Source organism: Methanospirillum sp. (genome assembly GCF_035406105.1).
GTDB lineage: Archaea > Halobacteriota > Methanomicrobia > Methanomicrobiales > Methanospirillaceae > Methanospirillum.
On record NZ_DAONKG010000252.1, the window covers coordinates 2,064 to 3,186 of the forward strand.

Annotated in this window: 1 protein-coding gene; it reads right to left on the reverse strand. The window is 30.9% G+C overall.

All coding sequences use genetic code 11. The features are described from left to right. Positions 1-370: 370 nt before the first annotated feature. Positions 371-745, reverse strand: a complete 375-nt coding sequence (locus tag PLA23_RS11930; RefSeq protein WP_324331085.1) for a hypothetical protein — start codon at positions 743-745, stop codon at positions 371-373. Between the last annotated feature and the right edge of the window lie 378 nt (positions 746-1,123).

Here is a 1,123-nt window from a genome sequence, read left to right on the forward strand (position 1 = left end):
TTTATGCATAAATTTAATAAATTTAATAAATTTTGTACATAATGTTTGAATTTATGCATAACTTTCCATGATGTACTTAACCGGGATTTTTTTATAAATGTTTGAAATTTCGCAGGTAACTATATGGGTTTTCCGTTTCAGACATAATAAATAATCAGAACTGAACATATATGAATCAGACTTATCGATCATTGCACCCACTTTTTTGTACAGATCATAAAAATTTTTGAACTGGTAATTCCGCAATCTGTAAAAATCGGGATTTCTACTATCCCTGTCCTCAACCTTCAGTGTAAACAACATGATATTTAATTGGATCTCAAAGAATAAAAAGGTAGTTGTTCAGTTATCATCTGATATTATTCCGGTATCATTCAACATAAATCACGGGTTCTGTCGGCATATCATCGGGAAGATTTCCTTCAGGATCATTATAATATGTATATGGTTCCGGCTTTATCTTTCTGGAATCATCATACGTATTTGAAATCATGGGCATTTTAACCTGATAAACTCTATCTGATGAACCATATGGAACAAGGCGAAGACCAAAGTTTCTGATCTCCCGTCTGAAATCATCTTCAGTTCGTGTTTCAATCATCTGGGTTGATGCATGAATCATTTCATAATTTTTCATACAGGGAAGACATTCTTCATCCGAATCATTCCCCATAATCGAATTGATGATAAAATTTTCATGAATCGTCATTAAATCAGGAAATTGATAATCAGAAAACGGATTCATATCAGATATCCCCAGTATATATTTCGAGTCAAATTATATTAAATATTTGGAGAAGTATCTAATTCATTTGTAACTTCTTTGCTTCGTTCGAACTGGCATGAACAGGATCTGCATTCATATGTTGAACGTTTGAATTTTCTTCCATTATATATATCGATATATGAAAAATTGCAGGTAACTAGTGCACTTTTACACACCGGACATTTGATCCTGTTATAATTCTTTGGTTTGGAAACAGTTTCCTTGAAATCGGAATTTTTATTCTGATGTTTTTTAGACCCCGGATTATTATACGATTTATATGGATCGTTAATATACATGTAAAGTAAATAAAGTTAATCTATATAAAAATGTTTTGATATATAAATTAAATGAGAT